The organism is Cupriavidus sp. L7L, from assembly GCF_004353535.1.
Taxonomy (GTDB): domain Bacteria; phylum Pseudomonadota; class Gammaproteobacteria; order Burkholderiales; family Burkholderiaceae; genus Cupriavidus; species Cupriavidus oxalaticus_A.
In genome coordinates this window covers 100238-125208 of the sequence record NZ_SMNY01000024.1, presented here as the reverse complement: position 1 = coordinate 125208, position 24971 = coordinate 100238, and the positions used below count along the sequence as shown (strand labels likewise).

Sequence of the window (24971 nt, the reverse complement as noted above, 5' to 3'; positions counted from 1 at the left end):
AATCATGACCCGCATCGAAAATGTGCTGTACACCGGCAAGGTCCATATCACCGCGGGTGGCCGCAACGGCGAAGCCCGTAGCGATGACGGCCGCCTGAACCTGCAGTTGTCGTCGCCAGGGTCCAGCGGATCCGGCACGAACCCGGAGCAATTGCTGGCGACGGGATGGTCGGCATGCTTTATCGGCGCGATCGGACTGGCTGCCGGCAAGATGAAGGTCAGGCTGCCGTCGGACCTGTCCGTCGACGCGGAAGTCGACCTGGGCACGGCCGGCGAAGCCTACCTGCTGCAGGCCCGCCTCAATGTCCGGATTCCCGGCATCGAGCGCGACGTGGCCCAGGCACTGGTGGATACCGCGCACCAGACTTGCCCGTATTCGAAGGCCCTGCGCGGCAACATCCATGTCGAAACCAAACTGATCTGAAGACCCGGGGATCCGCCTGCGTTCGCCAGGCGGTCCCACTCACCGAAGGAGGAAATCCATGTCGAACACCAGCACTCCTGCCGCCATGGCAATTTCGCCGGGCACGTTCCATGGCATTACGCTGGTCGGGGCCGTGGTGGCCGCAGTGACAACTTTCGTGACGCTCGCCGCGGCGTTGCCGGCCTGGGCCATGTTCCTTGGCTGGGTCGGCTACAACTCGCGCGGCCAGACGGTGCGCGAAGGCCTGGCGAATCTTGTGGCACTCCTGCTCGGCATCGTGTTTGGCGCCGGGACGGCACTGCTGATCGGATGGCTGACCCCGCACGTCGGGAACCTTGCTACGCCGCTTGCTGTATTCGCCGATGTGGTGCTCGTGCTCAGCTTGCGGGCCTTGCCCGGCATCAACAACCCGCTTGCCTACTTTCTGGGGCTGATCAGCTTCTTTGCCGCGAGCCAGCCTCCGACTCCGTCGTTGCTGGCCGGACTGGTCGCGGCGGGGGTGCTCGGCGCGCTGGGCGGTGGCATCAGCAATGTGCTGCAGGGACGCCTGGCGCGCTAGCGCTGCTACCCGCAATCACGGCGAGCTGTTTTTTCCGGGCAGGAATGATGGCGCGCTGATGAGCGAGGCCGCCGCGGCGCTCGATCTGGGCGCTCCCGGGGTGAGCAAGTATCGGTATAAAGTTCGCATGCGAAGTATATAGATAATCCGCATGCGAAATAAACCGATGGCAAGGCTCCCTGAATCGGGACGACAGGGAACGACCAGAGAACTACCGCGCCACGCCGTACCGGGCCGCGGGCCGGTCACGTGACAGATTGGGACCGAGCGCGGCGCGTGCAGCCTCGAACGCCTTCCAGTCCGCGTCGTCGGGCAGCGATGGCACGGTAATCACTTCACCCAGGTCAAGCCCGGCCAGCGCGGCATCGACCAGGTCGTCGCCGCTCATCACGATGCCTTGCGGCAGGTTTTCGACCGAATGGCCGGCGGTGTCCCAGAACTCGGTTCGCGTGGCGCCGGGAAGCACGGCCTGCACGCGCACGCCCTTGCCGGCAAGCTCATGCTGCAACGACTGGGTAAAGGCCAGCACGAACGCTTTCGTGCCGCCATAGACGCCATTCAGGATCTCGGGCGCCACCGCGACGATCGACGCGATATTGATGATGGTGCCTTCGCCGCGCGCCACGAATGCCGGCGCGGCGGCATAAGTCAGGCGGGTCAGGGCCGTGACGTTGAGCTCGATCATCGCCTGCATCTTGTCCACGTCCGAGACCTCCAGCGGTGCCGCGGCGCCGACGCCGGCATTGTTGACCAGGGTGGTGATGCTGGCATCGCTGCGCAACAGTTCTTCGATGCGGCGGACATCGGCAGCCTGGCCAAGGTCCGCGGTCACGATCTCGACCGAGCGGCCGGTGTCGTCGCTGATGCGGCGGGCCAGCGCTTCGAGGCGGGAGCGATTGCGCGCCACCAGGATGAGATCGTGGCCGCGGCGCGCGAGGCGATCCGCATAGATCGCGCCGATGCCGGACGAGGCGCCGGTGATGACGGCGGTGCCGGCGTGGATGTGAGTCGTCATGTCTGAGCTCCGGGGTGCTGGGGAGGAGGGTGGAAGCCGTGGCCGGAATGGCCGGCTGCGTGAACTGAAGAGTAGGGGCACAATGGCATGGCGCCAATGTCATAGATGCAACTTTTTCTGCCATCGCCACCGGCGGCGCGCTCATGCAGGGAGGGAGGGTGCGGTACGGGAGGCAACGGGATATGTACCGGATTGTGGCGTGTGCTGCGCCGGATACAGTGAGATACACGGAGAATTGCCGCCACCCATACAATGGCGTCGACGCAGACTGGCGGTTCACCTGACTTTTCTGAGGGGATAGAGATGGATGCACACGTCGACCATGTCCTGGTTGTCGATGACGACCGGGAAATCCGCGAGCTGGTATCGACCTACCTGACCAAGAATGGCCTGCGCGTGACCGTAGCGCAGGATGGCCGGCAAATGCGCTCGATCCTGGAAGCCAACGCCGTCGACCTGATCGTGCTGGACGTGATGATGCCCGGCGACGATGGCCTGGTGCTGTGTCGTGAACTGCGAGCCGGCAAGCACAAGACCACCCCGATCCTGATGCTGACCGCGCGCAGCGACGAGACCGATCGCATCCTCGGCCTCGAAATGGGTGCCGACGACTATCTCCCCAAGCCTTTCGCGGCGCGCGAGTTGCTGGCCCGCATCAAGGCGGTGCTGCGCAGGACGCGCATGCTGCCGCCCAACCTGCAGATCACCGAAGCGGGCCAGCTGCTGGCGTTCGGCGACTGGCAGCTGGACACCACGGCGCGGCACTTGATCGACCGCGATGGCATCATCGTCGCGCTCAGTGGCGCGGAATACCGCTTGCTGCGCGTGTTTGTCGACCATCCGCAGCGCGTGCTCAACCGCGACCAGCTGCTCAGCCTCACGCAAGGCCGCGAGGCGGAAATGTTCGAACGCTCGGTCGACCTGCTGGTCAGCCGCTTGCGCCAGCATCTCCGGGACGATGCGCGCGAGCCCCGCTACATCAAGACCGTGCGCAGCGAGGGCTACGTGTTCTCGGTGCCGGTCGAGATCCGGGAGGCCCGGCAGTGAATCTCCGCGCCTTGCCGTGGCCCCGCACGCTGGGCTCGCGGCTGTTCCTGATCTTGCTGGCCGGGCTCGTGGTGGCCCATGGGCTGTCGTTCGGCGTGCTGTTTGGGGAGCGCTACATCACCGCGCGCCAGGTGATGCTCGGCACGCTGGAAACCGACGTGTCCACGTCGATCGCCATCCTCGACCGCTTGCCCGCGGCGGAGCGGCCGCAGTGGCTACGGTACGTCAATCGCGGCAACTACCAATATGTGTTGGGGCCGGGTCTGCCAGGCATGCCGGAGATGAGCGAGCAGGCCCAGGAGATCGCCGATCGCATCACCGAGGCGAGCGGCGGCCGCTTCCCCGTCAGGGTCGAGTCGATCCCGGGGCAAGGCAAACGCCTGCAGGCGCACCTCACCCTCAGCGATGGCAGCCCACTGACCATCGACGTGCATCCGAAGCCGCCACCCGTCGCGCAATGGCTGCCCTATGTGCTGGTGCTGCAGCTCTTGCTGCTGGTGCTGTGCTGCTGGCTGGCCGTGCGGCTGTCGCTGCGTCCCGTGGTGGCGCTGGCCAATGCCGCCGACGCGCTCGACCCGAACGCCGCGGGCAAGCCGCTGGCCGAGACCGGTCCGACGGAACTGGTGCGTGCGGCGCGCGCGTTCAACGCCATGCGCGAGCGCATCGCACGCTTTGTCGAGGAACGCGTGCAGATCCTGGCGGCGATCTCGCACGACCTGCAGACGCCGATCACGCGCATGAGGCTGCGCGCCGAGATGGCGGAGGACTCCGAAGACAAGCGCAAGCTGGTGCACGACCTCGCCGAGATCGAGACGCTGGTGAAAGAGGGGCTGGCCTATGCGCGCGCCATGCATGGCGACGGCGAGAAGGCATCGCGGATCGACATCGGGTCATTTGTCGAGAGCCTGGTCTACGACTACCAGGACACCGGCAAGGCCGTCACGATCCTGCAGAACATCGGCGGCGCCATCATGACGCGGCCGCATGCGCTGCGCCGCATCCTGACCAACCTGACCGACAACGCGATCAAGTTCGGCGGGGCGGCGGAGCTGAGCGTGCGGCGCGATGGCGCGGTGGTGGTGATCGGCGTGCTCGATCGCGGCCCCGGCATCCCGGCGGAGAAGCTTGAATCCGTGGTGCAGCCGTTTGTCAGGCTCGAGGAATCGCGCAACCGCGAGACCGGCGGCACCGGCCTGGGCCTGGCCATTGCGCACCAGCTGGCGCTGGCGATCGGCGGTTCGCTGACGCTGCGCAATCGCGAGGGCGGCGGGCTGGAGGCGCAGCTCAGGCTCGGCTGAGGCAGGGTGGTTTTCGGCGACCTGCTGCCAGTTGACCTTCACCCGGATCTCTCCTTCGCGCCGGACTACCAGCCGCCACCCAGCGCGCGGAACGTTGCCACTGCCGCGCGGGCATTGTCGGCACGCACGCGCGCCTGCTGGTCGCGCGCGGCCAGCAGCAGGCGGTCTTCTTCGAGCACTTCGAACAGGCTGACGGCGCCGCCCTTGTAGGCATCCTCGGCCGCGCCGCGGGCGCGCGCGTGCGCGGCCACTTCCACGGCTAGGTCCTTGCTCTGCAATTCCAGCTGGGTCAGGGCGATGATCGCGTTTTCCACGTCCTCGGTGGCGCGCAGCATCGCCTTGCGGTAGGTGGCCAGCGCCTCGGCGTTGGCGCCCCTGGCCTGCGCTACCTCGGCGTCCACCCGCCCGAAGTCGAACAGGCGCCAGCGCAGCCCCGCGGCAGCGGCAGGCTGGAACGCGGCGGCGGTGAACAGCTTGCCGGCGGAAAGGCTTTCGAACCCGAGCAGCGCCGACAGCGACAGCTTCGGGTAGTACTCGGCAGTGGCCACGCCGATGCGGGCGCTCGATGCTGCCAGCCGGCGTTCGGCGGCAATCACGTCGGGGCGGCGTTGCAGCAGGTTGGCGGGGCCTTGCGCCACGGAAATCTGCGGGACCGTGGCGCGCCCGACGGGCGCGAGCAGTTCGGCTGCATACGTGCCCGGATGCGCGCCCATCAGTACGTCGAGGCGGTTCAGCTGCGTCTCCAGCTCGATCTGCAGCGGCGGGATGGTCACGCGGGTCTGTGCGAGCTGTGCTTCGGCCTGCGCTCGTTCGCGTTCCGCGCCAACGCCGTCGGCGAGACGGAACTGCACCAGTTCCAGCAGCCTGGCATTGGTCCGCACCTGCTGCTGCGCGATCGCGATGCGCTGCTGCGCGCCGCGCACGCGGAAGTACGCATCGGCGGCTTCCGCGGCCACCAGCACGCGCACGCCCATGTGCTCGGCTTCAGCGGCCTGCGCTTCCGCGCTGGCCGCCTCGGCGCCGCGCCGCAGGCCGCCCGCCACATCGATCTCCCAGCTCGCACCGGCGCCCACGCTGTACACCGTGCTGTTGCGGTCAAAGCCCGGCCGGCTGTTGGCAAGGCTGCCCAGCGGTCCTTCCAGCGATTGGTGCTGTTTGACAACGCTGCCCGACAGCGACCCTTCGGGCAGCAGCGCGGCGCCGGCGTACTGCGCCGCCGCGCGCGCCTGGTCGACGCGCGCGATGGCGGCTGCCAGGTCGAGGTTCTGTTCCAGCGCACGCCGGATCACCCGGGTCAACGCGGGGTCGTCAAAGCCCTGCCACCAACTGTCGAGCGCCGGCGCTTCGCGGGTGGCTTCGCGGGCTTCCAATGCCGCGGCGTGCGGGTAGGCGGCCGGCAGATCCGACGACGGAGTCTGGTAGTCGGGCCCCACCGCGCAGGCGGCGAGCGCGGCCGCCAGCAGCAGCGCCCCGGCGCGGGCGATGCCGGCGCCGGGGCGCTGCAGACGGGAGCGCGTGGTGGGATGGAGGGCAGAACGGGAGGGATCTTGCGGCATTGCTAACACCTTTCAACGGCGACCTTCAACGACTCGACAGCGGCGGATACTGCACAACCGAAAAACTAACTTGCATGATGATAGTGACTACTCTAGACTAACTTTCAAATTGAAAGCAACTAGATTCTCAGAGGACGCCGATCATGCCGAAAAAGCCCCTTGATCAAATGCCATGTCCCATTGCACGCACCGTGGCCCGCGTTGCCGACAGCTGGAGCGTGCTGATCCTGCGCGAGGCCTTCTATGGCGTGACCCGCTTTGACGAGTTCCAGCAGAACCTGGCGATCGCTCCCAATATGCTCACGCGCCGGCTGAACTCGCTGGTCGAGGAAGGGATGCTGGAGCGTCGCCAGTACTGCGACCGGCCGCCGCGTTCCGAATACATCCTGACCGAGCGCGGGCGCGACTTCCGCCAGGTGCTGCTGGCCATGCTGGCGTGGGGTAACAAGCATCTCGCGCCCGAAGGCGAAAGCGTGCAGCTGGCGGACCGGCGCACCGGCGCTCGCGTGGAACCCCTGCTGGTCGACCCTGCCACCGGCAGCCCGGTCACCGGCGCCGACTACCACATTACGCCTGGCCCCGCCGCCAGCGAGCGCGTGCGTCAGCGGCTGAGCCGCTCGGCCGAAGCCTGATCCCGTTCCCCCTTTCCAGTTTTCCGACCACCCGATTTCCCGACCCAGCCGCGCCACAGGCGGCGCAGACCCCCGACAGCAACGAGCAGAGAGCAGAAAGGAAGTGCCATGAGTAGCAATACGCTGACTGACCGGGCGGGTGCCGAACCCGTTCCCGAGCCGAAATCCAAAGCCAGTTCCAAGCGCCTGCTGGCGGCCGGCGCGCTGGTTGTCGCGGGTCTGGCGGCCATCGGCTATGGCCACCACTGGTGGACGTCGGGCCGTTACCTGCAGAGCACCGACGATGCCTACGTCGGCGGCGATGTCACGGTGATCGGTGCCAAGGTCGGGGGCTATATTGCCGAAGTCGCGGTGACCGACAACCAGTCGGTCCACGCCGGCGACGTGCTGGTGCGCATCGACGACCGCGACTATCGCGCGGCGCTGGCCAGGGCCGAAGGCGCCGTGGCAGCACAGAAGGCGCTGCTGGCCAACCTGGATGCCACCGCGCGGCTGCAGGAGGCGGTGATCGCGCAGGCCAGGGCGGGCATCACGGCGGCCAATGCCGACACGGTGCGGGCGCACGACGACCAGGTCCGCTACGCCAGCCTGGTGGCCAAGGCAGCCGTCTCGATCCAGAGCTCGCAGAAAGCCGACTCCGACTACAAGCAGGCGCAGGCCAATGGCGACAAGGCGCGCGCTGCGCTGCTGGCGGCCCAGCGCCAGCTTGAGGTCATCGGCACGCAGAAGCAGCAGGCCGAGGCCGCGCTGGCGCAGGCGAGCGCCGAGCGCGATATCGCCAGGCTCAATCTCAGCTATACGGAGCTGCGCGCCCCGGTGGACGGCACCGTCGGCAACCGCCGCGCACGTGTCGGTGCCTTTGCCGGTGCGGGCAGCCAGCTGCTTTCCATCGTGCCGGCCAACGGGCTGTGGGTGGACGCGAACTTCAAGGAAGGGCAGCTGGCCCATATGCGCCCTGGCATGCCGGTCGAAGTGGAGGCCGATATCCTGCCCGGACGCGTCTTCCATGGCCGGGTCGCGAGCCTGGCGCCCGCCACCGGGGCGCAGTTCAGCGTGCTGCCGGCGGAGAACGCTACGGGCAACTTCACCAAGATCGTCCAGCGCGTACCGGTGCGGATCCGCCTTGACGACCAGGACGCCCGGCTGGGGGTCTTGCGCCCGGGCCTGTCGGTCATCGCGCAGGTCGATACCAATCCCGCCAATCCCGCCACGCAGACCACCCCGCGGGTGCAGTGATGACGACGGCCAGCGTGACCACCCCTGCGGCCGCCGTGGCGACGACGCCGGACGCGATGTCCACCGGCGCCAAGGTCTTCGCCTTCGGCACCATGTGCGTGGGCATGTTTATCGCCTTGCTGGACATCCAGATCGTTTCCGCGTCGCTGCGCGATATCGGCGGCGCGTTGTCGGCCGGCGCCGATGAAACGGTATGGGTGCAGACCAGCTACCTGATCGCCGAGATCATCGTCATTCCGCTGTCCGGCTGGCTGTCGCGCGTGATGTCGACGCGCTGGCTGTTCGCGGCCTCGGCGGCCGGCTTCACCGTGACCAGCCTGCTGTGCGGGGTGGCGTGGGATATCCACAGCATGATCGTGTTCCGCGCGTTGCAGGGGTTCCTGGGCGGCTCGATGATCCCGATGGTGTTCACCACGGCTTTCGCGTTCTTCACCGGCCCGCAGCGCGTGATCGCCGCGGCCACCGTCGGCGGGCTGGCTTCGCTGGCGCCCACGCTCGGGCCCACGGTGGGCGGCTGGATCACCGATCATTTCTCATGGCACTGGCTGTTCTTCATCAACCTGGTGCCGGGCATCTTCGTCACCATCGCGGTGCCGCTGCTGGTCAAGGTCGACCGGCCGAACTGGTCGCTGGTGCGCGGAGCCGATTACCTTGGCATCGTGATGATGGCGCTGTTCCTGGGCTGCCTGGAATACACGCTGGAGGAAGGCCCGCGCTGGGACTGGTTCGACGATGACGTGATCCTGACGACGGCGTGGATCGCCGGCGTGTCGGGCGTGGCCTTCATCTGGCGCACGCTGACCTACGCCAACCCGATCGTCGACCTGCGGGCGCTCAAGGATCGCAACTTCGCACTTGGCTGCTTCTTTTCCTTCGTTACCGGCATCGGCATCTTTGCCACCATCTACCTGACGCCGCTGTTCCTGGGGCGGGTGCGCGGCTTCAGCGCGCTGGACATCGGGCTGGCGGTGTTCTCCACCGGCGTGTTCCAGATGGCTTCGATCCCGTTCTATGCCTTCCTCGCCAACCGCGTCGACCTGCGCTGGCTGATGATGGCCGGGCTGGCGATGTTCGCGGTATCGATGTGGTTCTTTGCGCCCATCACCCACGACTGGGGCGCCGCGCAGCTACTGCTGCCGCAGGCGCTGCGCGGCATGGCACAGCAATTTGCCGTGGCGCCCACCGTGACCCTGACGCTGGGCAGCCTGCCGCCGGAGCGGCTCAAGCTGGCCTCCGGCCTGTTCAACCTGATGCGCAACCTGGGCGGCGCCATCGGCATCGCGGCGTGCGCGACCGTGCTCAACGACCGCGGCAACATGCATTTCCTGCGCGAGGCGGAGCACCTGAATATCCGCAATGAAGCCATGGGCAGCGTGCTGCAAGGGCTCACCGACCAGTTCGTGGCGGCCGGGCACGACGCCCTCGATGCGCATACCGCCGCGCTCAGGCAACTGTGGGGGCTGGCCTGGCGCGAGGCCCAGACGCAGACCTTTGGCGATGCGTTCCTGGTGATCCTGGTCTGCTTCGTCATCGCCACGGCGATGGTGCCGCTGATGCGCAAGGTCGCGGCGCCGAAGGGCCCGTCGGCGGATGCGCATTGATGGGGGCAGCCATGAAAGCCGTTCTGTTCAGACGATTGCTGTGTGCCGCGCTGATCGCGGGCGGGGCGACGTTGGCATACGCTGGCAATGAGCGCCCGCGTGACACCGGCGTAGCCTGTTCGCGGGCGGGCAATACGTATTGCAACCTTCAGGAGCCGGCCGCCGGGTATTTGCCGCATGGCGCCACGACTGAAGCGCGTGTGACCGATTGATCGTTGGTTTTTTGGCAGGGAGAAAGCAATGCATGCAAGAGATGTCGTGCTGTGTCAGCCGGTGCGGACCGCCATTGGCGCCTACAACGGCTCATTGAAGACCATAGCGGCGACCGACCTCGGCGCCGCGGCGATCCGGGCCAGCGTGGAACGGGCGGGTATCGATCCCGGCGAAGTCGGCAGCGTGGTGTTCGGCAATGTGATCCAGGCCGGCAACCGGATGAACCCGGCCCGGCAGGCTGCCATCGGGGCGGGGCTGCCGGTGTCGGTGCCGGCGATGACCGTGAACCGCGTCTGCGGCTCGGGCGCGCAGGCGATCGCCACGGCCGCCGACGAGGTGCGCCTCGGCTATGTCGACATCGCCGTCGCCGGCGGCATGGAGAACATGGACCGTGCGCCTTACCTGATGACGTCCGGCCGCTGGGGGCAGCGCATGGGCGATGCCGTGCTGCGTGACAGCATGCTGTACGACGGACTGCACGACGCCTTCTCGGGCGAGCATTCCGGATGGCATACCGAGGAGCTTGCCGCCCGCTATGAGCTCAGCCGCGAGGCGCAGGATCGCTGGGCCGAACGTTCGCAGCGCAATTTCGCGCGGGCACAGGCGAACGGCCGGTTCGCCGTCCAGATCGCCGGCGTGGCGGTCAAGGGCAAGGGCGGTACGACCTCTTTCGAGGTGGATGAAGCCAACCGGCCCGATACCACGCTGGAGGCGCTCGGCCGGCTCAAGCCGGCGTTCCGCCCCGACGGCACCATCACCGCCGGCAATGCTCCCGGGCTCAACAGCGGCGCCGCGGCCATGATCGTGGCGGAGCGTTCGCTGGCCGAAGCCCGCGGGCTGGAGCCGCTTGGCCGGCTGGTGGCCTACGGGGTCGGCGCCGTCGAGCCCGGCATGTTCGGCCTGGGTCCCGTCCCGGCGGTGCGGCAGGCGTTGCAGCGCGCCGGCTGGGCGCTGGGCGACATCGAGCGCATCGAGATCAACGAAGCCTTTGCCGCCGTGCCGCTGGCCGTGGCGGCGGAACTGGGCTTGCCCCACGACATTATCAATGTCGACGGCGGCGCGATCGCGCACGGCCACCCGATCGGCGCGACCGGCGCGGTGCTGACGACGCGCCTGCTGCATGCGATGCGCGCGGACGGCATCCGGCGCGGCATCGTCACGCTGTGCATCGGCGGAGGACAAGGGATCGCGCTGGCGCTCGAGGCCCTGGCCTGATCCGTCGGTTGCCGTCGCAATCACCACCTGGAGGAGCAAACCATGAACATCCAATTTATCGAGGATCTGGCGCCAGGCCAGAAATATGGTTCGGGGCGGCTGACCGTCGAGCCCGAGCGGATCAAGTCCTTCGCTGCCGAGTTCGACCCGCAGCCGTTCCACCTGGATGAAGCCGCTGCCCGCGACACGCTGTTCCGCGGCCTGGCCGCGAGCGGCTGGCACACGGCGGCGCTGACCATGCGCCTGCTGGTCGACGGCGAGCTCCGGCCCGCGGGCGGCATCATCGGCGCGGGCTTCGAGGAGCTGCGCTGGCCCCGGCCGGTGCGGCCCGGCGATGCACTGCGTGTCGAGAGCGAAATCCTGGAGGTGCGGACGTCCAAATCGCGTCCTGACCAGGGCATCGTCAAGGTGCGCATCACGACCTTCAACCAGCATGACGAAGCGGTGCAGGCCGGCGTCGTCAACCTGGTGGTGCAGTGCCGTCCCGGCGGCACGGCGTAGTCGGGAGGCACCATGAAGATACTGGTACTCGGCGCCGGCGCCATGGGCGGCTACTACGGCGCGCGGCTGATCGAGGCGGGCGCGGACGTCACCTTCCTGGTGCGGCCCGGCCGCGCACAGGCGCTGGAACGCCACGGCCTTGCCATACGCAGCGAACTCGGCGACTTCCATCGCCCGGTCAGGACCGCGCTGGCGGGCCAGGTAGACGCGCAGTACGACCTCATCCTGCTGGCATGCAAGACCTACGACCTGGCCGACGCGATCCGGGCGGTCAGTCCCGCCGTGGGCCGGGACACCGCGGTGCTGCCCTTGCTCAACGGGCTCGGTGCCTACGACTCGCTCGACCAGTGCTTTGGCAGGGAACGCGTGCTGGGTGGGGTCGCCTACATTGCGACCACGCTGGCGGCGGACGGAACCGTCATGCACGCCGGCCGCATGGACCGGCTCGTGATCGGGTCGCGTGCCGCGCAGGCGTCGGCAATTGCCGCGGAATTCCACGCGCTGCTGTCGCGAGCGGCGGGCACGCGTGAAATATCGGGCGCCATCGGGCAGGAACTCTGGAACAAATGGGCCATGATCGCCGCCGGGGCAGTGATGACATGCCTGATGCGCGGCTCGGTGGCGGACATCATGAAGACGCAGGATGGCCGCCGGCTGATGCTCGATGCAATGGCCGAATGCCGCACGGTGGCGCGACTGTGCGGCCATGCCATTCCCGAACCCGTTGCGGCCGCCATGCAGTCACGGCTGCTGGACGAAACCTCGACCTGGGCCGCGTCGATGATGCGGGACATTGCGCAGGGCGCGCCACGCATCGAAGCCGACGCCATCGTCGGCGACCTGATCCGGCGCGCCGCCGCCCACGGGAACGACCTGCCGTTGAGCCGCGCGGCCTATTGCCACCTGCAGGTCTACGAGCGCCAGCGCGCTGCCAGCCAGGCTACTGCCTGAACCGCGTCCGCCCACTCAAGCCATCAAGAATCACGACATGACGAATTTTTCCTCCCTGTTGCAACGCACCGAAGGCAGCGTGCGCGTGCTCACCATCAACAACCCGGGCAAGCGCAACGCCATCGCGGCGGATCTTTATGACAACATCCGCGCCGCTCTGGCCGCCGCCGCGGACGATCCGGCGATCGGCGCTATCGTGCTGACCGGCGCCGGCGACTACTTCTGTGCGGGCGGCGACCTGACATTGATCAGCAAGCGGCGCGAACTGACTTACGACGAGCGCATCGAGAAGCTGGGGCACCTGCACGACGTCGTATGCAAGCTGCGCGACTTTCCCAAGCCGATCGTCGCAGCGGTGGAGGGCGGCGCGGCGGGCGCGGGCTTTTCGCTGGCACTGGCCTGCGACCTGCTGGTGGCATCCGCCGGCGCGGCCTTCTCGATTGCCTATGTAAAAGTGGGGCTGACACCCGATGGCGGCATCACGGGCCTGCTGGCGCAGAGCCTGTCGCGGCAGGTGCTGACGCAGCTCGCGTTGAGCGGCGACCGGATCACGGCCGAGCAGTTGCAGCAGTTCGGCGTGGTCAACCAGCTGGTGGAGGCGGGGCAGGCCGGCGCGGCGGCGATCGCGCTGGCGGCGCGGCTTGCCCAGGGCCCGCAGCAGGCGCTGGCTTCGATCAAGGCGCTGTGCCGGCATGCGCACGAACGCACGCTCGATGACCAGCTCGAAGCGGAACGGGTATCGATGGCCGTGGCCCAGGGCGGCGCAGAAGCCGCGGAGGGCATCGCCGCCTTCCTGGAGAAGCGTCCCGTGGACTTTGCCCGCTTGCGCCGCGGCGATCCGGCATAGCCGCGGCGCGCGGCTGCCCGGCATTGCCGCCGGGCATTACTGTCCGACCTACTGGCCGGCGAGCTTCAGGCTCCTGGCGATACGGGTCAGCTTGGCGTGTTCGGTGCTCAGGAAGGCTTGTGCCTGCGCCATCGTCATCGGCTCGATCGCGCGCTGCAGGTTGACGGAGCGCCGGGTGCGGTTTTCCGGGCTGCCCACCCAGGCATTCATGGCTTCCACCAGTCGTGCCGCCACGGGGTCCGGGGTGTCCGGCGGCGCCAGCACCCCTGCCCACTGGCTGTACTCGAAGTCGGCAAGTCCGCTGGTTTCGGCCAGCGCCGGCACATCGGGCAGCGACGGATGCCGTGCCTTGCTGGCGACGCCGATCGGCCGGAAGCGGCCGGACTTGATCATGCCGTAGGTCGGGCCGCCCATCGGAATGAAGGTCAGGTCTACCTGCGCACCCGCGATATCGCTGGTGACCGGTGCCGCGCCCTTGTACGGGACTTCCAGGAAGCGCACGCCGGTACGGGCCTGGAAGTCGGCGCCGACCAGGTGGGGTGCCGAGCCTGGGCCCCAGTGCGCCAGCGACAACGGGCGGTTCTTCGGGTTCTTCGCGTAGGCGATGACCTCGTCGACGTTTTTGAACGACAACGTGGGATTCGACACCAGGATGAAGTCGGACATCCCGCTGAAGCCCGCCAGCTTGAACTTCTCCGGCGCATACCTGGCCGATGCGATGGTCAGCGGCGCGACCAGGAAGTCGATGCCGGTCGTTCCCAGCAGGGTGTAGCCGTCGTTGGCGGCGCGCAGCACGTTCATGGCACAGATCGAGCCGCTCGCCCCCGGCAGGTTGTCGGCGATGACGTTCTGCCCAAGGCTTCGCTTCATCACGACGGCTGCCGCGCGGATCGACTCATCGGCCGGCCCGCCGGCGGGAAATGCGACCTTGACCACAACCGGCTTGCTCGGATAGGTCCCTTCGGCGCGCAGCCAGGATGGCGCGAGCATGGCCGGCACGGCGCCGCAGGCCGTTTGCAGCAGGCGCCGGCGCGATAGCTGGATAGTCATGGTTGTCTCCTCTATGGATTGTGCTGGCCGGCAGCGCATCCCCGGATGGGGCGGCTGCCGGCAGGCACTGCTTCTGGTGAGGTCTGCCGACCGGACCGCGGACTATTCGTAGACCACCGCGTACTTGATCGTCAGCGTCGTGAAGGCCTTGTCGATGCTCGCGACCGCGGCCTCCCGCTCTTCGACGCTCAGCGCGGACGGCAGCACCAGCGTGGACAGCAGGCCCTCATCGCCCCGGTCGTCGATGCGGATATCGACAAGCGGCACGGGCGACTGCGCATTGACCTCGGCAAGCATCTGCCGTTGCGCCCGCAGCACGGCGTCGCTGCGCAGCGCATTCTTCTGGATCTTGCCGACCGCGGTCTTGGGAATGGCATCGACCAGGTAGAACTGCTTGGGCACGGCGGCGCGTTCCGGGATCACCTCATAGGCGTAGTGCTTGATCCGGCCGAGCGGGTAGGTGCTGCCCGGCTTGAGCGCGACATACGCCACCGGCAGCTCCCCGGCGTGTGCGTCAGGCAGGCCGACCGCGGCGGCATCGAAGACCTCGGGATGGCGATACAGCGCCTCTTCGATCATGCGCGGGTCGATATTGTTGCCCCCGCGGATAATCAGGTCCTTGGCCCGCCCCGTCAGCCAGAAGTAGCCGTCCTCGTCCGCATAACCCAGGTCGCCTGTATTGAACCAGCCGCCGTCGAACCAGATGCCCTTGTTCTGCTCGGGATTCAGGTAGCCCGCGAAGATGTTGGGACCGCGCACCACCACGATGCCGGGTTCCCCCCGCGCGCAGTCGCGCTGGATGCGCCCGTCCGCCACCTTGACGACCTTCATCTCCTGGTAGGCCATCGGCAGGCCGATGGAGCCGATGCGGCGCTGGCCATAGCGCGGGTTGGTGGCGCTGAGCGCGGTCCCTTCGGTCAGGCCGTAGCCCTCGAAGATCAGCGCGCCGGTCAGTCGTTCGAAGGCTTCGGCAACGGCCACCGACAACGGCGCGGTGCCGCAGCTGGCCGCCTTGAGCGAGCTGATGTCGGCGTCGCCGACCGGGATATTCAGCGCCATGTTGACCACGCTCGGCACCATGCCGAGCGCGGTGACGCCGAAGTGCTCGACGATCTGCCAGAGGTTGCGGATGACAGAGGGATCGCGCCAGCCGCTGGACGTCAGCATCACCACCGAGGCGCCGCGGGCCAGCGGCATCAGGCAATTGGTCAGCACGCCGGTGACGTGGAACATCGGCACGCCGCAGACGCGGACATCCTCGGGCTGCACGTCGATCTGCATCGCGCTGATCCACGCCATCGCTACTTCGTTGCCATGGGTGTGCAGCGCCAGCTTGGGCGTGCCGGTCGTGCCGCCGGTATGGAACATGGAAGCGGTGTCGCCCGGGGAGAACACACGCTGGCTGTCGAGCGACCCGGCGCCGAAGCGCTCAAGCGCGGCGTCGAGATCGACGATGCCTGGCTCGCTTGCCTTGCCGCCGCCGGCCTTGATCCAGTGCTGCACGCCGGGCAATTCGCGGCGCACCAGCATGGCCTTGTTCCAGGCTTCGATATCCGGGTCGGGGCCGTAGGCAATCACCGCCTTGGCGCCGGCATTGCGCAGCAGCGCCGCGATGATCTCGGGCTCGAGCATCCAGTTGACCGGGCAGGCGATGCCGGTTGCCTCGCTACCCCAGATCGCGTATTGCGATTCCGGCGTCACCGGCATCAGCACCCCGATCACGTCATCGGCGCCGAGACCGAGCGAATGCAGCAGGTTGGCGGTCTGCGTGATGCGCCCGAACATCTGCGCATGGGTGATGGTGACCGACTTCGCGAGCTCGTCGCCGGAGGTGAAATAGTGCAGGGCGGGCGCCTCCGGCGCACGGTCGCGCGCGAGGCGCAGCAACTCATAGGTGCTGTCAGGCAGGCGGCGGTCGGCCAGCGGTGTCTGCTCGAAGCGGCGGATATCGGCAAGCGCCGTCACCGTCAGCCTCGGCCGGTAGGGATCCGGTTGCACCAGGTCGGCGGCTGCCTGCACGCGTGTAGTGAGCTGCGTCATGATCAGACTCCGCGATAGACCGGACGGCGCTTGTTGAGGAACGCTTCGCCGCCTTCATGCATGTCTTCGGTGCTGAACAGCGTGGCAAAGGCCAGTTGTTCCAGCATCAGCGCGGTATCCAGCGTGGCGTCCTGGCCGTTGTTGATCATCAGCTTGGCCATCGCGATGGAGTGCGGCGATTTCTCGGCAATGCGCTGCACATAGGCCTTTGCCTCGGCCAGCAGTTCGTCCGCGGGCACCACCTTGTTGACCAGGCCGATGCGGTAGGCCTCGTCGGGTTTGATGATTTCGCCGGTAAAGATCATTTCCTTGGCGCGCGTCGCGCCGACCAGCCGGGTCAGCCGCTGCGTGCCCCCGCGTCCCGGGATCAGGCCGACGTTGGTCTCGGTCTGGCCCATCAGGGCATTGTCCGCGGCAACGCGCAGGTCGCACGCCATCGCGAGCTCCAGGCCGCCGCCAAAGCACGGCCCGGCGATGGCCGCGATCACGGGGATGGTGCTGTGATGGATCAGCGCCCACAGGTCGGGCGCGCCGCTGGTCGGCACGAAGGCTTCGATCGGGCGGCGCGCGAGCATTTCGGGAATGTCGCCGCCCGCCACGAAGGCCTTGGTGCCGCCCCAGAGGACGATGCCGCGAACCGTCCGGTCCGCCATCAGCGACGACAGTGCCGCGTAAAGGTCGCTGCGCAGTCCCGTGTTCAGCGCGTTGTACTTCTCCAGCCGGTTCATGGTGACGACGGCGCAGGGGCCGTCGCGGTCGATGAAGACGGTGTCGTACTCGGTGATGTCGGTCATCGGTGTCTCCGTTATTGCTATGGGGTGCTTAGTGGATGAACTCGAACAGGCCGGCTGCGCCCATGCCGCCGGCGGCGCACATGGTCACCACGCCATACCTGGCCTTGCGGCGGCGGCCTTCGAGCAGGATGTGGCCGGTCTGGCGCGCGCCGGTCATGCCATACGGATGGCCGATGGCGATGGCGCCGCCATTGACGTTGACGCGCTCCAGCGGCAGGCCGAGCTTGTCGATGCAGTACAGCGCCTGGCAGGCGAAGGCTTCGTTGAGCTCCCACAGGTCGATATCGTCGATGGAAAGCTCGTTGCGCTCCAGCAGGCGCGGCACCGCGCGCACCGGGCCGACGCCCATTTCGTCCGGCTCCACGCCGGCGGTGGCCAGGCTGACAAAGTAGCCGAGCGGTTCCAGGCCGCGGCGTTCGGCCTCACGCTCGGACATCACCACCAGCGCGGCGGCGCCATCGGACAGCTGGCTGGAGTTGCCGGCCGTCACCTGGTAGCCCTCGCCCTTCACGGCGGGCAGCGCACCAAGGCCCGCCACCGTGGTGTCGGGACGGACCCCTTCATCGGCCTCGAGCAGGCATTCCACCGTCGACGTCTCGCCGGTCACCTTGTCCTTCACCGCCTTCACCGTTGCCAGCGGGACGATTTCCTCGGCGTAGCGGCCTGCCTTCTGTGCTTCGACGGTGAGCTGCTGGCTGCGCAGGGCGAACTCGTCGGAGCGCTCGCGCGACATGCCATAGCGCTCGGCCAGGATTTCGGCCGTATCGATCATATGCAGGTAGACGTCGGGGCGATGCTTCGCCAGCCACGCCTCCTGCTGGGCGACCTTCAGCGTGACCGGCTGCGACAGGCTGATGGATTCGACGCCGCCCGCCACCATCACCGGCACCTTGTCGATCAGCACGCGCTGCGCGGCAAACGCGACCGCCTGCAGGCCGGAGGCGCAGAAGCGGGTCAGGGTGGTGCCGCTGACGGAGACCGGCAGGCCGGCGCGGATGCCGCCTTGCCGGGCGACGTTGCCGCCGGTTGCGGCGATGGGCTGGCCGCAGCCGAAGATGATGTCCTCGACTTCAGCGCCGTCGATTCCCGCGCGCTGGACGGCATGCTGGATGGCATGGCCCGCCATGGTTGCGCCATGGGTCATGTTGAATGCGCCCCGGGTGGCTTTGCCGATCGGGGTGCGGGCAAACGAAACGATCACTGCACGCGACATGGATTCTCCTTTGGAGTGGATGGAAGGCGGTGTTGATGGCCCGCCGGATCGAATATAGACAGTGGATAGATTGGAGCGCCTGTGGTTGCGTCGGACCGCAATCGGAAGCGTGAGAGGCCGGATGCTTCGCTTGCGTGGTTGCGCCAGTGCGGTCAGGCGCGGGCACCCAGTGTATCCACTGTCTACATCCTAGGATTGCCGTTGCAACGGCGTCAAGGAGTCGTTGGGCAAGGTCGGGTTTACCACCCCGTCAAAGCGTTGGCATCGCGGCGCCAGCCGATTGGGAGCGCTAGGGGTTAGCACTAGGGGCAAATGGCGTCCCGTTCCTTGACGCTGGCCGATGCGCTCCCTACGATATAGACGCTGGATACATTGAGCGTCCGGCCATGCGGTGACGGCATCGCAGCAGCCGAAAGGAGCAGATATTGGAATTCACTGGCACACAGGTAATCAATGCTTCCAGGGCAGAGGTCTGGAAGCGGTTGAATGATCCCGCGACCTTGCAGCAGTGCCTGCCGGGATGCGAGCAGTACGGGCAAGCGGAGGATGGCAGCTATGACGCGGTCATCGTCGCGGCAGTCGGGCCGATCAAGGCCCGCTTCAAGGGAACCGTCCGCTTTTCCGGCCACGAGGAAGGCATCGGCTATCACATCGAAGGCAACGGCAGCGGTGGCGTCGCGGGATACGGCAAGCTGGGCGCCGATGTCCGGCTGGAAGACGCCGATGGCGGGACCTCGCTGCACTACGTGGCCGTGGCCCAGATCGGCGGAAAGCTCGCACAGATCGGATCCCGCCTGGTGGGTTCCGTGGCGAACAAGTTCCTCGCGGAGTTCTTTTCCCGCTTTGAGCGGCTGGTCACGCAGGAGATGGAGCGAAGTGCCTCCCTTGAAGCGTCTTCCTGAGCAAGCTTCCGGATGGAGCGTAGTGCACCAAAAATTTTTTGACCTTTAGTATGATGATCGTAATACGATACGTATCGCGTCGACTGATGCTGAAGGTGATAACGGAGACACAGAGGCGACCGTGAAAATTGAAAACACCATCAATGGCGTGACCGGTGTGACCGAGATCGAGCCAAGGCGGCTGCTGGTGCATATGCTGCGGGACCAGAAGCACCTGACCGGCGTCCATATCGGTTGCGATACGTCGCAATGCGGCGCCTGCACGGTCCTGCTGGACGGCTCGACCGTGAAGTCATGCACGGTGCTTGCCGCGCAAACCGACGGCTGCGAACTGCGCACGATCGAGGGAATGGAGCATGACCGCACGACGGAGGCCCTCAAGCAGGCCTTCAACGAACTGCATGGCCTGCAGTGCGGTTTCTGCACGCCGGGAATGCTGCTGGCGGCGCGCGCGCTGCTCGGGCACCAGCCGGCGCCGGCCGAGGCCGATGTCAGGGAGGCGCTGCATGGCAACCTGTGCCGCTGCACCGGGTACCAGAACATCGTCGATGCGGTGCTGCTCGCCGCGACCAGGCTGCGGGAAGCGCAGGCCGTGATGCAAGCGGAGGCCTCCAGATGAGCGAAGCACTGAACGGCAGCACGACCCGGTATATCGGCAAGTCGGTCACGCGACGGGAAGACAAGCGGCTGATGAGTGGCCAGGGCAGGTTTACCGACGACCACCGGTTCCCTGGCATGGTCTACGCCGCCTTTGTCAGGTCGCCATATGCCCACGCCAGCGTCACCGACATCGACACCTCGGCCGCGCGCGCGCTTCCCGGCGTGGTTGGCGTGCTGACCTACGCGGATATCGAGGGCAAGGTCGGCGACATCCGGCCGAACTGGGTGGTGGGCAATTCCAGGGTGCCGCCTCATCCGGCCCTCGCGGCGGAGCGCGTACGGTACGTCGGCGAAGCCGTGGCGATGGTGGTTGCCGAGAGCCGGGAAATCGCGGCGGATGCGGCCGAACTCGTCTCGGTGAGCTACGAGGAGTTGCCGCCGGTCGTCGATGCGGAAGCCGCGCTGGCGGACTCCGCGCCCCAGCTCCACGATAACGTGCCGGGCAATCACATCGGCACTTTCCGGCTCAAGGGCGGCAGCTACGAGGACGCATTGAAACGGGCCGACCGCGTCGTATCGATCCGGCTGGTCAACCAGCGGCTGATACCCAGCCCGCTCGAACCCCGCGCCCTGTGCGCAAACTTCGACCCGGCCGACGAGCGCCTCACGTTTATCGTCCCGACCCAGGTCCCGCACATGTCGCGACGCTGGCTGGCGGAAACCCTGCGCTGGCCCGAGCACCGGGTCCGGATCGTGGCACCCGATATCGGCGGCGGATTCGGCGCGAAGATGCACTTCTATGCGGAAGAGGTGCTGGTGGCGTTCGCTTCCAGGCATTTCGGGCTCCCGGTGAGCTGGACCGAGACGCGCAGCGAGAACTTCGTCGCGACCACCCATGGCCGTGCGCATACCGAGTATGTGGAAGCCCCCGTCACCAGCGACGGCAAGGTGCTGGGGATCCGCTTGCGCTCGTACGCCAACCTCGGCGCCTACCTGTCGAACATGGCGACGGGCATCCCTACCGTCAACACGGCCAACTACATCACGGGAAACTACCGGATTACCTCGGTCGACGTGGAAGTGAACCTGGTGACGACCAATACCACGCCGGTCGACGCCTACCGCGGCGCCGGCCGGCCGGAAGCCGCATACATCATCGAGCGGCTGATGGACGCCGTGGCGGGCGAACTGGACCTGGACCCGGTCGAGCTGCGGCGCCGCAACCTGGTGCAACCCGACCAGTTCCCATATCTGCCGCACGACGGCGCGCGCGGCAAATGGGACTCCGGCGATTACGAAGCCTGCCTGAACCAGGCAACCGAGCTGATCGGCTACCGGCGCTGGCGCGAGCAGCAGGCGGCGCTGCGCGAGCAGGGCAGATATATCGGCATCGGCGTGATCTGCTATCTGGAGCTGGTCGGCATGGGCATTTCGCCGATGCTGGAAAAGGTCGGGTTCAACCGCGGCGGCTGGGAAAGCGCGCATATCCGCGTGCACTCCGATGGCAAGGTCACGCTGTTCAGCGGCTCGATGCCGCAGGGCCACGGCCATGCCACCAGCTTCGCGCAGATCGTCGCGGATGCCTTGCAGCTGCCGATGGAAGATATCGACGTCGTGCAGGGCGACACCGACCGCGTGCTGGCTGGCCACGGCACGTTCAACTCACGCTCGATGCCCGTGGGCGGCAGTGCCGCCTACATGGCAGCGGGCAAGATCCTGGCCCGGGCCAGGCGCATCGCCGCCTTCATGCTGGAAGTCCCGGAAGAGGAAGTGAACTATGCAGATGGCCGTTTCTCGAGCGCAGCCAATCCCACCGTTATCCCGTTCTCGCAGGTTGCAAGAATGGCATACCTTGCGCACAAGCTGCCCCGCGATTTTGAAGCAGGGCTGGATGAACGCGTCTTCTATGAGCCGGTCGCCCTGGGAGCGCCGAATGGCTGCCATGCCGTGGTTGTGGAAGTCGATGCCGAGACGGGCGTCGTGACGATCCTGGACTATGTGGCGGTCGACGACGTCGGGGTCCTGATCAATCCGATGCTTTGCCACGGCCAGATGCACGGCGGCATCGCACAGGGTATCGGCCAGGCGCTGTATGAGGAAGCCAGCTACGACGATGCCGGGCAGTTGCTGTCCGGTTCGCTGCTCGACTACGGCTTTCCGCGCATCGAGCAGATCCCCCGCATGCGCACCGGCTTCCATGTCTCGCCGGCACCGTCGAATCCGATCGGCGTCAAGGGCATCGGCGAGGCGGGCTGCGTCGGTGCGCCGCCCGCGGTGGTGGCGGCGGTTTGCGATGCACTGAAGCCATTCGGCATATCCCATCTCGATATGCCGCTGACGCCGCCGAAGGTCTGGCGTGCCATCCAACAAAGCCGGAGCGCGACATGATTCCCTACGAAGTCGAATACCTCAGGGCCGGCAGCGTGCAGCAGGCACTCTCCCTGCTGGTCCAGAATCCCGAGGCGAAGATCCTGGCCGGAGGCCACACGCTGCTGCCGATGATGAAGCTCAGGCTGGCGCGGCCCGCACTGCTGGTGGACATCGGCCGACTGCCCGAGCTGCGTGGGATCGCGGTCCATGAGGAAACCATTTCCATCGGCAGCGCCACGACGCACGCCGAACTCGAGGCGAGCGCGGAACTGAAGCAGCTGGCGCCGTTGTTCCCGCTGGCCGCCGCGGTGATAGCCGATCCGACCGTCAGGAACCGCGGCACCATCGGCGGCGCGCTGGTGCACGCGGATCCGTCGGCGGACTGGCCGGCTGTCGTGCTTGCCATGGACGCCGAGATGGAAGTCGTCGGCGCACACGGGAGCCGGCGCATTCCGGCGCCGGAGTTCTTTGCCGGCTTCATGGCGACTGCGGTCGCGCCGGACGAAATCCTGACGCGCATCCACGTGCCATTGCCGGCGCCGGCACGGGTTGGCTACCGCAAATTCCGCCATCCGTCGTCGGGCTATGCGGTGGCCGCGGCGGCCGTTGCGATCAACATCGGCAAGGACGGCTATACCTGGGGGAGGATTGCCATCACCGGCGTTGCCGATACCGCATTCCGCGCCTGGGAGGCCGGGGCGTTGCTGGAAGGCAGCTTCGCGGACCTGCCGGACAAGGTCGATGACATCGTCGAAGCCGCGTTCGCCAACGTGCCCCCGCTGGAGGACAACTTTGCCGATGGGGCATACCGGCTGCAACTGGGCCGGGTGATGCTGAAGCGCGCGCTTGCCGATGCGCTGAAGGCGCCGGGCACAACCTGAGTCTCCCGAGGGAGAGGTCACGTCTGCGCGGCGCTGCGTGACCTCGCCTTCGGTTTGCTTGCGGCGGCCTCGTCGGCCGCCGCGGCTTTTTTCTTATGGCCCGCTGCCAGCAGGCCGGTCAGCACGAACTGCTGCACGCTCTGCCGCCATTGGGCCAGCGCCACGCGCGGGCGCGGGCTGGGCCCCGTTGGCCTGGCACTGAAAAACATGCTGACGCCATGCATGGCCGACCAGGCGCAGCGCACCATCATGTCGTCGAACTGCTCGGCAAGACCGTTCTCGCGGAAGTAGTCCTGGACGGCTCCCGACAACAACTGGTAAGAAGCGCTGCCTGCTTCCAGCAGTTCCGGATACCGCTCCTTATCCTCGATCTGCGGCCCGAACATCAGGTAGAACAGCGCGGGATGCTTGACGGCGAACTCGATGTAGCCATCCATGATCGTCAGCAGCCGGGCCTCGGCGCCCATCTCGGGCGACAGGCGGGCGCGCCGCACCGCGACCAGCTCCCGGAACCCTTCTGTAGCGATCGCGGCCAGCAGGCCCTCCTTGTCGGAAAACTGGTTGCGCGGCGCGCCGTGCGAGACCCCGGCGAGCTTGGCCGCGGAGCGAAGCGTCAATCCATGGACGCCCTGGCTGGCGAGGATCTCGCGGCCGCAACGGATCATTTCTTCCCGCAGGTTGCCATGGTGATAGCTCTGGCGGGCCGGGCGCTTGGTGGTGGTGGTCATGAAAATGCGGGTCGCGGTTTCGTCAGGCCTCAATATTAGCGCCAACCCGTCCCGTGTTCGCTTGTTGCGGCGCGCAGGCGTGCCAGCTACCGGGCGGGCTGCAAAAGGACCGCAGAGGGGCCGCTAACGTACCTGGGCGTCGATGACCTGGATGTCATCGAAGACGATCGGCGAGCCATCGGCGCGCGACAACGGCGGCGCCACGATCTCGCTGCCGGTCTGCTTGTCGACGAAGCGCTTGGCGCGCCGCTTCGGTTCCGCGACCCATCGCTCCGCCCACGCCTTGAGGCTCAGGTACGTCGGCAGGAAATCGCGCGCGCTGTCGGTCAGGAAATAGGCGCAACGCGTGCTGCCCTCGAGCCTCCTGCGCTCCAGCAGGCCATGATCGGTCATCGCCTGCAGCCTGGCGCTCAGGATGTTGGAAGCGATGCCGAGCCGGCGCTGGAACTCCTCGAACCGTGTCGACCCGTAATACGCTTCGCGCAGGATCAGGATGACCCAGCGCTCGCCCAATACTGCCGATGCATGTGCCACGGGACAGGGCATCGCGAGGAAGCGGGCTTGGCTCATGTCGGCTCGGGTGCTGTAGGCGCTCGCCTACAGGCCGGCGTGGAGCCCGGCCTGGACTGCATCCAGGATTTCGCCGGACAGCGCTTCCGACCTGACCGAACGCGCCAGCACCATCCCGCCGACCATGGCCGCCAGCGTAACGATGGCGTCCTTGCGCGCAGCTTCGTCATCGCTCCCGGCGATGGCATCGACCAGCGCTGTCACGCGCGCCTCGAAGCGCTTGCGCGTCTTCGCGTCAAGCCGCGACACATCGGCACCGAGCGCCGCGATGGCGCAGCCCGCTCCGGGGTTGTCGCGGTGCTTCCTGTTCACATACGCCTGGACGACGGCTTGCCTGCGCTGCCGGGAAGAGGCCACCGAGGTCGCATCCTTCAGGAAATCCATGGTCTGGTCGAAGGCCGCGTCGATGGCCTCGGCCACCAGCGCGTCCTTGGATTCGAAGTGCGCGTAGAAGCCGCCATGCGTGAGGCCGGCGCTTTTCATCAGCTGCGCAACGCCGATGCCGTTGACGCCATGCTTGCGGAATTGCGTCGAGGCGGCCTTCACGATGTGCTTGTGGGTTTCAGCTTTCTGGTCGAGCGAGTAGCGCATGATCGGGAGACGGCAATGGCAGGTGAGTCTCTGCAATATATAGCATTACGATCGTCATTGCATCGGGCGCTTCCCGAAGTCTGCCGGCCGCGCCGGGAAATGTGGCTGCCGAGGGACTCACGCCACCTCCTTCACTA

Annotated in this window: 25 protein-coding genes and 1 pseudogene; 17 read left to right on the top strand and 9 right to left on the bottom strand. The window is 67.1% G+C overall.

The features are described from left to right. Positions 1-4 precede the first annotated feature (4 nt). The 3 genes and pseudogenes from E1J61_RS22655 to E1J61_RS38365 all read left to right on the top strand — a co-directional run. A complete protein-coding gene (locus tag E1J61_RS22655) occupies positions 5-424 on the top strand; it encodes an organic hydroperoxide resistance protein (RefSeq protein ID WP_133096242.1) in 420 nt (139 codons plus the stop codon). A gap of 58 nt (positions 425-482) precedes the next feature. Next, positions 483-983, top strand: a complete 501-nt coding sequence (locus tag E1J61_RS22650) for a DUF1097 domain-containing protein (protein ID WP_133096241.1) — start codon at positions 483-485, stop codon at positions 981-983. A gap of 19 nt (positions 984-1002) precedes the next feature. After that, a pseudogene (locus E1J61_RS38365) lies at positions 1003-1089 on the top strand (MarR family transcriptional regulator); the annotation flags it as partial. A gap of 105 nt (positions 1090-1194) precedes the next feature. On the opposite strand, the gene E1J61_RS22640 reads toward E1J61_RS38365, so the two are convergent. Continuing rightward, positions 1195-1998, bottom strand: a complete 804-nt coding sequence (locus E1J61_RS22640; protein WP_133096240.1) for an SDR family oxidoreductase — start codon at positions 1996-1998, stop codon at positions 1195-1197. 303 nt (positions 1999-2301) lie between these two features. Between E1J61_RS22640 and E1J61_RS22635 the strand changes: the two genes are divergently transcribed. Beyond that, positions 2302-3045 carry a response regulator gene (locus E1J61_RS22635; RefSeq protein WP_133096239.1) on the top strand — a complete coding sequence of 248 codons (744 nt, stop codon included), beginning with the start codon at positions 2302-2304 and terminating at the stop codon, positions 3043-3045. Continuing rightward, positions 3042-4343, top strand: coding sequence for an ATP-binding protein (locus E1J61_RS22630; protein ID WP_133096238.1), 1302 nt, complete (start codon positions 3042-3044; stop codon positions 4341-4343). The genes E1J61_RS22635 and E1J61_RS22630 overlap by 4 nt, the downstream gene beginning before the upstream one ends. 65 nt (positions 4344-4408) lie before the next feature. Here E1J61_RS22630 and E1J61_RS22625 read toward each other — a convergent pair whose 3' ends face one another. Then, the gene (locus E1J61_RS22625) at positions 4409-5899 is read right to left on the bottom strand and encodes an efflux transporter outer membrane subunit (protein WP_133096237.1); all 1491 of its coding nucleotides are present in this window, start codon (positions 5897-5899) and stop codon (positions 4409-4411) included. Between the two features lie 143 nt (positions 5900-6042). Here E1J61_RS22625 and E1J61_RS22620 point away from each other — a divergent pair, with 143 nt between their 5' ends. From E1J61_RS22620 to E1J61_RS22585, 8 genes are all read left to right on the top strand, one after another. Further along, positions 6043-6531, top strand: coding sequence for a helix-turn-helix domain-containing protein (locus E1J61_RS22620; RefSeq protein ID WP_133096236.1), 489 nt, complete (start codon positions 6043-6045; stop codon positions 6529-6531). A gap of 108 nt (positions 6532-6639) precedes the next feature. After that, on the top strand, positions 6640-7767 hold the full coding sequence (locus E1J61_RS22615) for an HlyD family secretion protein (RefSeq protein WP_133096235.1): 1128 nt from the start codon (positions 6640-6642) through the stop codon (positions 7765-7767). Then, positions 7767-9368 carry a DHA2 family efflux MFS transporter permease subunit gene (locus E1J61_RS22610; RefSeq protein ID WP_133096234.1) on the top strand — a complete coding sequence of 534 codons (1602 nt, stop codon included), beginning with the start codon at positions 7767-7769 and terminating at the stop codon, positions 9366-9368. The genes E1J61_RS22615 and E1J61_RS22610 overlap by 1 nt, the downstream gene beginning before the upstream one ends. A gap of 11 nt (positions 9369-9379) precedes the next feature. Further along, positions 9380-9580: a hypothetical protein gene (locus E1J61_RS22605; protein WP_133096233.1), complete on the top strand. Its 201-nt coding sequence runs from the start codon at positions 9380-9382 to the stop codon at positions 9578-9580. A gap of 28 nt (positions 9581-9608) precedes the next feature. Then, complete coding sequence (locus tag E1J61_RS22600) at positions 9609-10796, top strand: thiolase family protein (RefSeq protein ID WP_133096232.1); 1188 nt, start codon at positions 9609-9611, stop codon at positions 10794-10796. Positions 10797-10838: 42 nt separating this feature from the next. Beyond that, entirely contained in the window at positions 10839-11297 is a 459-nt protein-coding gene (locus E1J61_RS22595) for a MaoC family dehydratase (RefSeq protein WP_133096231.1), read from the top strand. 12 nt (positions 11298-11309) lie between these two features. Beyond that, the gene (locus E1J61_RS22590; RefSeq protein ID WP_133096230.1) at positions 11310-12248 is read left to right on the top strand and encodes a 2-dehydropantoate 2-reductase; all 939 of its coding nucleotides are present in this window, start codon (positions 11310-11312) and stop codon (positions 12246-12248) included. 37 nt (positions 12249-12285) lie between these two features. Further along, on the top strand, positions 12286-13095 hold the full coding sequence (locus E1J61_RS22585; RefSeq protein WP_133096229.1) for an oxepin-CoA hydrolase, alternative type: 810 nt from the start codon (positions 12286-12288) through the stop codon (positions 13093-13095). A 48-nt stretch (positions 13096-13143) separates the two neighbouring features. Here E1J61_RS22585 and E1J61_RS22580 read toward each other — a convergent pair whose 3' ends face one another. The 4 genes from E1J61_RS22580 to E1J61_RS22565 all read right to left on the bottom strand — a co-directional run bounded on the left by E1J61_RS22580 (position 13144) and on the right by E1J61_RS22565 (position 18192). Beyond that, on the bottom strand, positions 13144-14145 hold the full coding sequence (locus E1J61_RS22580; RefSeq protein ID WP_133096228.1) for a tripartite tricarboxylate transporter substrate binding protein: 1002 nt from the start codon (positions 14143-14145) through the stop codon (positions 13144-13146). Between the two features lie 102 nt (positions 14146-14247). Further along, on the bottom strand, positions 14248-16185 hold the full coding sequence (locus tag E1J61_RS22575; RefSeq protein ID WP_133096227.1) for an acyl-CoA synthetase: 1938 nt from the start codon (positions 16183-16185) through the stop codon (positions 14248-14250). A 2-nt stretch (positions 16186-16187) separates the two neighbouring features. Continuing rightward, positions 16188-16979, bottom strand: a complete 792-nt coding sequence (locus E1J61_RS22570; protein ID WP_133096226.1) for an enoyl-CoA hydratase/isomerase family protein — start codon at positions 16977-16979, stop codon at positions 16188-16190. A gap of 28 nt (positions 16980-17007) precedes the next feature. Beyond that, entirely contained in the window at positions 17008-18192 is a 1185-nt protein-coding gene (locus E1J61_RS22565; protein ID WP_133096225.1) for an acetyl-CoA C-acyltransferase, read from the bottom strand. A 425-nt stretch (positions 18193-18617) separates the two neighbouring features. On the opposite strand from E1J61_RS22565, the gene E1J61_RS22560 reads away from it, so the two are divergent. The 4 genes from E1J61_RS22560 to E1J61_RS22545 all read left to right on the top strand — a co-directional run bounded on the left by E1J61_RS22560 (position 18618) and on the right by E1J61_RS22545 (position 22945). Further along, positions 18618-19094 carry a carbon monoxide dehydrogenase subunit G gene (locus tag E1J61_RS22560; protein WP_133096224.1) on the top strand — a complete coding sequence of 159 codons (477 nt, stop codon included), beginning with the start codon at positions 18618-18620 and terminating at the stop codon, positions 19092-19094. Between the two features lie 121 nt (positions 19095-19215). After that, complete coding sequence (locus E1J61_RS22555) at positions 19216-19713, top strand: (2Fe-2S)-binding protein (protein WP_133096223.1); 498 nt, start codon at positions 19216-19218, stop codon at positions 19711-19713. Continuing rightward, positions 19710-22082 (top strand): xanthine dehydrogenase family protein molybdopterin-binding subunit, encoded by a 2373-nt coding sequence (locus tag E1J61_RS22550; protein ID WP_133096222.1) that lies wholly within the window; start codon positions 19710-19712, stop codon positions 22080-22082. Before E1J61_RS22555 ends, E1J61_RS22550 begins: the two co-directional genes overlap by 4 nt. After that, complete coding sequence (locus E1J61_RS22545; RefSeq protein ID WP_133096221.1) at positions 22079-22945, top strand: xanthine dehydrogenase family protein subunit M; 867 nt, start codon at positions 22079-22081, stop codon at positions 22943-22945. The genes E1J61_RS22550 and E1J61_RS22545 overlap by 4 nt, the downstream gene beginning before the upstream one ends. Positions 22946-22962: 17 nt before the next feature. Here the strand turns inward: E1J61_RS22545 and E1J61_RS22540 are convergent, their stop codons facing one another. From E1J61_RS22540 to E1J61_RS22530, 3 genes are all read right to left on the bottom strand, one after another. After that, the gene (locus E1J61_RS22540; protein ID WP_133096220.1) at positions 22963-23673 is read right to left on the bottom strand and encodes a TetR/AcrR family transcriptional regulator; all 711 of its coding nucleotides are present in this window, start codon (positions 23671-23673) and stop codon (positions 22963-22965) included. A 123-nt stretch (positions 23674-23796) separates the two neighbouring features. Then, positions 23797-24243 (bottom strand): helix-turn-helix domain-containing protein, encoded by a 447-nt coding sequence (locus E1J61_RS22535; RefSeq protein WP_133096219.1) that lies wholly within the window; start codon positions 24241-24243, stop codon positions 23797-23799. Positions 24244-24270: 27 nt separating this feature from the next. Continuing rightward, positions 24271-24834, bottom strand: a complete 564-nt coding sequence (locus E1J61_RS22530) for a TetR/AcrR family transcriptional regulator (protein ID WP_133096218.1) — start codon at positions 24832-24834, stop codon at positions 24271-24273. Between the last annotated feature and the right edge of the window lie 137 nt (positions 24835-24971).

What these genes read in the sequence shown, in the direction of transcription:
- E1J61_RS22655 (WP_133096242.1), top strand. Translation starts at nt 5, where the DNA reads ATGACCCGCATCGAAAATGTGCTGTACACCGGCAAGGTCCATATCACC.
- E1J61_RS22650 (WP_133096241.1), top strand. Translation starts at nt 483, where the DNA reads ATGTCGAACACCAGCACTCCTGCCGCCATGGCAATTTCGCCGGGCACG.
- E1J61_RS22640 (WP_133096240.1), bottom strand. Translation starts at nt 1,998, where the DNA reads ATGACGACTCACATCCACGCCGGCACCGCCGTCATCACCGGCGCCTCG.
- E1J61_RS22635 (WP_133096239.1), top strand. Translation starts at nt 2,302, where the DNA reads ATGGATGCACACGTCGACCATGTCCTGGTTGTCGATGACGACCGGGAA.
- E1J61_RS22625 (WP_133096237.1), bottom strand. Translation starts at nt 5,899, where the DNA reads ATGCCGCAAGATCCCTCCCGTTCTGCCCTCCATCCCACCACGCGCTCC.
- E1J61_RS22620 (WP_133096236.1), top strand. Translation starts at nt 6,043, where the DNA reads ATGCCGAAAAAGCCCCTTGATCAAATGCCATGTCCCATTGCACGCACC.
- E1J61_RS22615 (WP_133096235.1), top strand. Translation starts at nt 6,640, where the DNA reads ATGAGTAGCAATACGCTGACTGACCGGGCGGGTGCCGAACCCGTTCCC.
- E1J61_RS22610 (WP_133096234.1), top strand. Translation starts at nt 7,767, where the DNA reads ATGACGACGGCCAGCGTGACCACCCCTGCGGCCGCCGTGGCGACGACG.
- E1J61_RS22605 (WP_133096233.1), top strand. Translation starts at nt 9,380, where the DNA reads ATGAAAGCCGTTCTGTTCAGACGATTGCTGTGTGCCGCGCTGATCGCG.
- E1J61_RS22600 (WP_133096232.1), top strand. Translation starts at nt 9,609, where the DNA reads ATGCATGCAAGAGATGTCGTGCTGTGTCAGCCGGTGCGGACCGCCATT.
- E1J61_RS22595 (WP_133096231.1), top strand. Translation starts at nt 10,839, where the DNA reads ATGAACATCCAATTTATCGAGGATCTGGCGCCAGGCCAGAAATATGGT.
- E1J61_RS22590 (WP_133096230.1), top strand. Translation starts at nt 11,310, where the DNA reads ATGAAGATACTGGTACTCGGCGCCGGCGCCATGGGCGGCTACTACGGC.
- E1J61_RS22585 (WP_133096229.1), top strand. Translation starts at nt 12,286, where the DNA reads ATGACGAATTTTTCCTCCCTGTTGCAACGCACCGAAGGCAGCGTGCGC.
- E1J61_RS22580 (WP_133096228.1), bottom strand. Translation starts at nt 14,145, where the DNA reads ATGACTATCCAGCTATCGCGCCGGCGCCTGCTGCAAACGGCCTGCGGC.
- E1J61_RS22575 (WP_133096227.1), bottom strand. Translation starts at nt 16,185, where the DNA reads ATGACGCAGCTCACTACACGCGTGCAGGCAGCCGCCGACCTGGTGCAA.
- E1J61_RS22570 (WP_133096226.1), bottom strand. Translation starts at nt 16,979, where the DNA reads ATGACCGACATCACCGAGTACGACACCGTCTTCATCGACCGCGACGGC.
- E1J61_RS22565 (WP_133096225.1), bottom strand. Translation starts at nt 18,192, where the DNA reads ATGTCGCGTGCAGTGATCGTTTCGTTTGCCCGCACCCCGATCGGCAAA.
- E1J61_RS22550 (WP_133096222.1), top strand. Translation starts at nt 19,710, where the DNA reads ATGAGCGAAGCACTGAACGGCAGCACGACCCGGTATATCGGCAAGTCG.
- E1J61_RS22545 (WP_133096221.1), top strand. Translation starts at nt 22,079, where the DNA reads ATGATTCCCTACGAAGTCGAATACCTCAGGGCCGGCAGCGTGCAGCAG.
- E1J61_RS22540 (WP_133096220.1), bottom strand. Translation starts at nt 23,673, where the DNA reads ATGACCACCACCACCAAGCGCCCGGCCCGCCAGAGCTATCACCATGGC.
- E1J61_RS22535 (WP_133096219.1), bottom strand. Translation starts at nt 24,243, where the DNA reads ATGAGCCAAGCCCGCTTCCTCGCGATGCCCTGTCCCGTGGCACATGCA.
- E1J61_RS22530 (WP_133096218.1), bottom strand. Translation starts at nt 24,834, where the DNA reads ATGCGCTACTCGCTCGACCAGAAAGCTGAAACCCACAAGCACATCGTG.